Source organism: Actinomadura sp. NPDC049753 (assembly GCF_040674655.1).
Lineage (GTDB): Bacteria > Actinomycetota > Actinomycetes > Streptosporangiales > Streptosporangiaceae > Spirillospora > Spirillospora verrucosospora.
Genome location: NZ_JBFARL010000317.1, coordinates 1 through 6,088, shown reverse-complemented (window position 1 = coordinate 6,088; position 6,088 = coordinate 1). Strand labels below are relative to the sequence as shown.

The 6,088-nt window shown below is 72.7% G+C and carries 6 protein-coding genes and 1 pseudogene; 3 read left to right on the top strand and 4 right to left on the bottom strand.

What is annotated here, in order from left to right; translation table 11 throughout:
* Nucleotides 1–625, top strand: a pseudogene (locus tag AB0K37_RS39670) (MFS transporter); the annotation flags it as partial.
* 196 nt (nucleotides 626–821) lie between these two features.
* Here the strand turns inward: AB0K37_RS39670 and AB0K37_RS39665 are convergent.
* The 4 genes from AB0K37_RS39665 to AB0K37_RS39650 form a co-directional block, all read right to left on the bottom strand.
* On the bottom strand, nucleotides 822–2,186 hold the full coding sequence (locus tag AB0K37_RS39665) for a pitrilysin family protein (RefSeq protein WP_363990690.1): 1,365 nt from the start codon (nucleotides 2,184–2,186) through the stop codon (nucleotides 822–824).
* Nucleotides 2,183–3,439 (bottom strand): pitrilysin family protein, encoded by a 1,257-nt coding sequence (locus AB0K37_RS39660; protein WP_363990688.1) that lies wholly within the window; start codon nucleotides 3,437–3,439, stop codon nucleotides 2,183–2,185. Before AB0K37_RS39660 ends, AB0K37_RS39665 begins: the two co-directional genes overlap by 4 nt.
* 219 nt (nucleotides 3,440–3,658) lie before the next feature.
* Nucleotides 3,659–4,012, bottom strand: a complete 354-nt coding sequence (locus AB0K37_RS39655; RefSeq protein ID WP_363990686.1) for an STAS domain-containing protein — start codon at nucleotides 4,010–4,012, stop codon at nucleotides 3,659–3,661.
* 119 nt (nucleotides 4,013–4,131) lie between these two features.
* Nucleotides 4,132–4,749 (bottom strand): ATP-binding protein, encoded by a 618-nt coding sequence (locus AB0K37_RS39650; protein WP_363990684.1) that lies wholly within the window; start codon nucleotides 4,747–4,749, stop codon nucleotides 4,132–4,134.
* A 226-nt stretch (nucleotides 4,750–4,975) separates the two neighbouring features.
* Between AB0K37_RS39650 and AB0K37_RS39645 the strand changes: the two genes are divergently transcribed.
* Nucleotides 4,976–5,842, top strand: a complete 867-nt coding sequence (locus AB0K37_RS39645) for a helix-turn-helix transcriptional regulator (protein ID WP_179844140.1) — start codon at nucleotides 4,976–4,978, stop codon at nucleotides 5,840–5,842.
* A partial coding sequence (locus AB0K37_RS39640; protein WP_363990681.1) for a DUF397 domain-containing protein occupies nucleotides 5,842–6,088 on the top strand: 247 nt, incomplete at its 3' end. The genes AB0K37_RS39645 and AB0K37_RS39640, both read left to right, overlap by 1 nt.

Sequence of the window (6,088 nt, the reverse complement as noted above, 5' to 3'; positions counted from 1 at the left end):
GCGTCCCTCCGTTCCTGCGACGAGGTCGTGGATCCGGGTGCCCGGTGTGCCGCGCGAGAGCGCGATGCGGCTCGCCCTGGGGATCGCGGTGTTCGCGCCCGGCATCACCGCGACGTCGTTCGTGCTGTCGCTCGGGCCGTCGCTGCTGTCCGGCCTGCTGGGCACCGGCAACCGGATCGTCGCCGGAGGCACGGCGTTCGTGATGTTCGCCGCGGCGACCGGCGTGCAGTTCGCCGTCCAGCGGCTGCCCCGGCGCACCATGCTCCTCGCGGGCGCGGCCGCCACGACCGCCTCGATGGCCGCGCTGGTGACCGCTGTGAACGGCGCGTCGGCGGCGGCGCTCGTCGCGTCGGCCGTCCTGGCCGGCGCCGGCCAGGGAATGGGGCAGCTCGGCGGCCTGTCCCTGCTCAGCAGCGCCGTCCCGCCGCACCGCCTCGCCGAGGCCAACGCCGCGTTCACCATCGGCGGCTATGTCCCCGCCGGGATCCTCCCGGTCACCGCGGGGTACCTCAGCGACACCGTCGGTCTGGCCACCGGAGCCACTCTGTTCGCCGCGGCCCTCGCCGGCTTCGCCGTCATCGGTGGCCTCTCCTCGGCCGCCGGGCGGCGGCACCTGGAGGGCTAGGCCGCGTTCCAAAGCCCCGGCTCACTCCGCTCGGCCGGCGGCCCACTTCTCCCCTGTAGTGGTGTCGGGGCGGGCCTTGGGAACGTGTGGGTCATGCCGCGCCCGCCGCGCTCCACTGGAGGTCCGTCGTGGTGGCGGCGGGCGGGATTGGTTCCGGGGACGCGTGGTCACTCCGCGGCCGGCGCGCCTGCGGTGGTCAGGTCTCCTTCGTGGTGACGGTCACGGGAGCGTAGCCGAGCTTTTCGAGGGGCTCGCGGATCTGGGCGGCGTCGCCTACGGCGATGACGGTGAGGGCTTCGGGGTCGATGTGCTTGCGGTAGGCGCGGGCCACGCCGTCGGGGGTGGAGGCGCGGACCGCGGCCAGGTAGGCGCTCGGGTAGTCGGCGCCCAGGCCGTTGGCGGACACGTCGGCCAGCTCGGCGGCCACGGCGCGGGCCGTCTCGTACTCGGCGGGGGCGCGGTCGGCCAGGGCGCGGACGGACGAGCCGTGCTCCTCGGCGTCGATGCCGCGGGACACGATGCCGCGCAGTTCGGTGAGGGCGTCGGCGACCGCGTCGGCGGTGACCTCGGTGTGGACGGCGCCCTGGGCGATGAACAGCCCGCAGTGCCGCATGCGGAGCAGGCCCGCGCGCATGCCGTAGGTGTAGCCCTTCTCCTCGCGCAGGACGGCGTTGAGGCGGGACGTGAGCCCGCCGCCCAGGACGTGCGACGCGACCATCAGGGACGGCCAGTCGTGGTGGGAGCGGTCGGGGACGCCGTGGCCGAAGCTGAGGTAGGTCTGCACGGAGCCGGGGCGGTCGACCACGACGATGCGGGCGGCGGACTCGGGCATGACCCGGTCGGCGGTCGGGAGCGGCGCGGCGGAGCCCGCCCAGCCCTCCAGGGCGGCGGTGAGGGCGCTGTCGGCGTCGGTCCCGGCGAGGTCGCCCGCGACCACGGCGGTCGCCTCGGCGGGGACCACCGAGCCGTAGAAGTCGCGGACGTGCGAGCCCTGCAGCGCGCCGACCGACTCGGGGGTGCCGCCGGTCGGGCGGGAGGCGCGGGCCTGCTCCGGGAAGAGGACGGCGCGCAGCTCGCGCATGGCGCGCGTGCCGGGGTCGGCGTCCTCCTGCGCGATCTCCTCCAGGCGCTCGCGGACGAGGCGCCGCACGTCGGCGTCGTCGAGGGCCGGGCGGCGCACCACCGAGGAGAACAGCTCCAGGGCGGCGCCGAGCCGCGTGGTCGGGACGTCCAGCGCGATGCGCAGGGCGGTCAGGTCGGCGTGCGCGTAGAGGCTGGCGCCGAGCCGCTCGAACGCGGCGGTCAGCGCGGTGCCGCCGCCGGGCTCGGTGCCCTCCAGCAGGGCGCGGGAGGCAAGCGTCGCTACGCCGTCGAGACCGGACGGCTCGCGGCCCGCCCCCGCGTGCAGGACGAGGCGGACGGCGGCGAGCCGGCGGCCGGGCAGGTCGCAGCGCAGCGTCGCGGGGCCGGCCGGGACGCGGCCCGCGGTGCCGGCCGGGAACGCCCAGGCCGGGACGGGCCCGGGGACGGGACGGGGCTGCAGTGCAAGGCCGCTGCTCACGAGGTGCCTCCGTAGGTCAGGGCGGTGCGGGCGCCCGGGGCCAGCCAGCGGCCCGCCATCTCCTTGATCGCGTCCCCGGTGACCGCGGCGGCGCGGCCGGGGGCGGTGAAGACCCGGGCCGGGTCGCCGAACTGCGTCGCGTTCTGCGACAGCGCGTTCGCCAGGCCCGTCACCGTCTCGGTCTGCTCCAGGAAGCCGCGCTCGGCCTGGGCGGTGGCGCGGGCGGTCTCGTCGGCGTCCGGGCCGTGCGCGGCGAACCGTTCGAGCTCCTCGTCCAGCACGGCCGCGATCTTCTCGGGCTCCGGACCGACGGCGTCCACGATCGCCAGGGAGGGGCCGGACGCGAGCCGCGTGACCCCGGCCCACACCTCGGTGGCGATCTGGTCGCGCCGCACCATCCGGTCGTAGAGGCGGGAGCCGGAGCCGCCGCCGAGGATCTCGACCGCGAGCTCGGCGGCCTCGATGTCGTCGCCGCCGTCGGTGGGGAGCGCGAACATCGCGAAGTAGGCGGGGGAGGGGACCTCCTCGTCGAGGGTCTCGCCGCGGACGCCGCTCAGCGGCCCGAGCGCGCCGGGGCGCGCGGCGGGCTGCTCCGGGCCGGCCGGCAGGCCGCCGAAGTAGCGCTCGACCGCCTCCAGGGTCTTCTCCGGGTCGACGTCGCCCACGACGGACAGGACGGCGTTGCCCGGCGCGTACCAGGTGGCGAAGAAGTCGGTGCAGTCGTCGAGGGTGGTGGCGTCCAGGTCTTCCATGGAGCCGATCGGGGTGTGCGCGTAGGGGTGCCCCTCCGGGAACGTCAGCGCGCACAGGCGCTCGAAGGCCGTGCCGTAGGGCTGGTTGTCGTAGCGCTGGCGCCGCTCGTTCTTCACCACGTCGCGCTGGTTGTCGAGGTTGGCCTGGGTCAGCGCCGCGGGGAGCGTGCCCATGCGGTCGGCCTCCAGCCAGAGCGCGAGCTCCAGGTGGCTGACCGGCACCGTCTCGTAGTAGTTCGTGCGCTCGAAGGACGTGCTGGCGTTGAACGCGGCGCCGGCGCTCTCCAGCAGGGCGGCGTGCTCGCCCTCGGCGACGTTCGCCGAGCCCTGGAACATCAGGTGCTCGAAGAGGTGCGCGAGGCCGGTGCGGCCGGCCCGCTCGTGCCGCGAGCCCACGCCGTACCAGATGTTCACGGCGGCCAGTGGTACGACGTGGTCTTCGCAGACCACCACGCGCAGGCCATTGCCGAGCGTGTGCTCATGCAGCGGCTGTTCTGCCACGGAGCGCTCCCGTCCGTTCGATGGGCCGGCCAGCACCGCGCGCGTCGGGAGGCGTCCCAGGCGGCGGGCTTGATCTCGGTCTCACCGTACCGGGTGCGCCAGGCGCGGGGAGCGCCGACGGAAACTGTGGATAACCCGCGCCGCGGAAAAGGCGCGAGTGCGGGCGGAGCAGGGCGGAAGGCGCGGGGCGGGAGGCGGGGGATCGGGGAGCGCCGGGGCTCAGGGCGCCGCGGACTCGTGGGCCGCGATCGCGTCCTCCAGCGACCGGTGCAGGACGAAGATCTTGGTGAGCTGGGTGACGTGGAACACCCGCCGCACCCTGTCGTTGACGCCCATGAACGACATCGAGCCGTCCCGCGCCCGCAGCCGGTGGTAGATCCCGACCAGGACGCCGAGGCCCGTGGAGTCGAGGAACGTCACCTCGCCGAGGTCGATGACCAGGTGCGTGCCGCCGTTGTCGATGATCTCTAGCAGGGCCTCGCGCAGGCGGGGGCTGGTGAAGACGTCGATCTCACCGCTGATCTTGACGACCGTGAGGCCCTTCTCGACGCGATGCTCGACGGCGAAGTCCACCGGTGCTCCTCTCTGCCCCTCGCCTCGTCCAACCCTGGAGGAGTTCTAGGGCCTCGTCGGGGGAATTCAATTGTTACCCCGGTCGCGCGCTGTTACGCCCGTTGTTTCGGACGCGTCGCTCAAGGGGTCCGGAACAGGGCCCAGACGACCTTGCCGCGCGCGAGGGCGCGCCACCCCCACCGGACGCTGAACGACTCGACGAGGTGCAGGCCGCGGCCGGTCTCGGCGATGTAGTCGGGTTCCTTGCGGCGGGGCGCCGTCCGGCTCGCGTCCAGGATCCCGCAGAGCAGCCACGGCCCCTCGTGCCCGAGGCGCAGCCGGATGGCCGACGGCGCGGAGCCGAGCGGGTCGGCCGGGTCGCCGTACACGCCCTCGCGGTGCACGTCGTGGCCCGGCCGCCCGCCGGCCGTCTTCCCGCTGTGCCGCAGCGCGTTCGTGACGAGCTCGGAGACGACGAGGCCGACGTCGTCGGCGAGCTCGGCCATGCTCCACTCGGCCAGCCTGGAGATCGCGAAGTGCCGGGCCTCGGTGACCGATTCCGGATCGGGCTCGACGGTGAACGAGACCGTGGACCCCCGCAGTTCCGTCAGCGCCGTGACGGCCTTGTCCAGGCGCGGAGGCAGGTCGAACGCCTCCGGGACGGGCGTCGAGCGCCCAGCCTGGGCCCGTGGGTCGTCCGGCCCCGCGAGAGGGCCGAGCTCCCACCGCGTGTCGTCGTGCGCGTGGCGTGACGTCATTCCACCGGACCCCGCAGAGTGATCTCGTTGTGCAGCCGTGGCTCGGAAGTCTCGTGCGTTATCCTGCGCATCGTAGCGTGCGAATGCAAGGCCCAATGCACGTGCATCCGCATCGCGAGGGTGTGGGGCGACGCGGATCGCATGCGGGAGATCGGAGGTAACCGCGGGACGCTGAGGCCAGTGGCACACTAGGTTCGCTGTCCGCCGAATAGCCGGGAGGTTGGGCGTGACTCCAGAGACGCCGGGAAGCGGGTCGACGGTTCGTCGGATCCTGCTCGGGTCACAGCTTCGCCGTCTGCGCGAGCAGAAGGGCGTGACCCGTCAGGACGCCGGCTACGTCATCCGCGCGTCGGAGTCGAAGATCAGCCGTCTTGAGCTCGGCAGGGTCAGCTTCAAAGAACGAGACGTGGACGACCTGCTCACGTTGTACGGCGTCGGCGACAAGACGGAACGCGAGGCGCTGCTACAGCTTGCGCGGGAGGCCAACACCCCCGGTTGGTGGCACCGGTACAACGACGTGTTGCCCGGCTGGTTCCAGACCTATGTGGGCCTGGAGGAGTCGGCGGCGTTGATCCGCACATATGAACTGCAGTTCGTCCCGGGACTGCTGCAGTCGGAGGGGTATGCGCGCGCGGTGATTCGCCTGGGCAACGCCGGGGCCGCCGAACACGAGATCGACCAGCGCGTGGAGCTGCGCCTGCAGCGTCAGGAACGCCTCACGGGCGCGGAAGCCCCGCGCCTGTGGGCCGTGGTGGACGAGGGGGCGCTGCGGCGTCCCATCGGCGGGCCTGAGGTGATGCGGGGCCAGTTCGAGCACCTCATCGAGATGTCGAAGCTGCCCAACGTCACCATCCAGATCATGCCGTTCAGGTTCGGAGGCCACGCGGCCGAGGGGGGCGCCTTCACGATCCTGCGCTTTCCCGAGCAGGATCTGCCGGACGTGGTTTACGTCGAGAACCTCACCGGCGCGATGTACCTGGACAAGCGCGACGACGTCGACACCTACCTGCAGGCGATGGAACGCCTGTGTGTCGACAGTGCGACCCCGGAGCGCACCGTCGAGCTTCTCGGTGATCTTCTCAGAGAGACATGATGCTCCAGACCGATTACGACAACGGGATGCCGGCCGCCGAGCTCCTCGGAGCACGATGGCTGAAGTCCCGGCGAAGCAACTCCCAGGGGAACTGTGTGGAAATCGCCGAACTGCCCGACGGGCAGGTGGCGATGCGCAACTCCCGCCATCCCGAGGGCCCGGCCCTCATCTACACCCGCCCCGAGATAGAAGCGCTCATCCTTGGAGCCAAGGACGGCGACTTCGACCATCTCATCGCCTCCCATA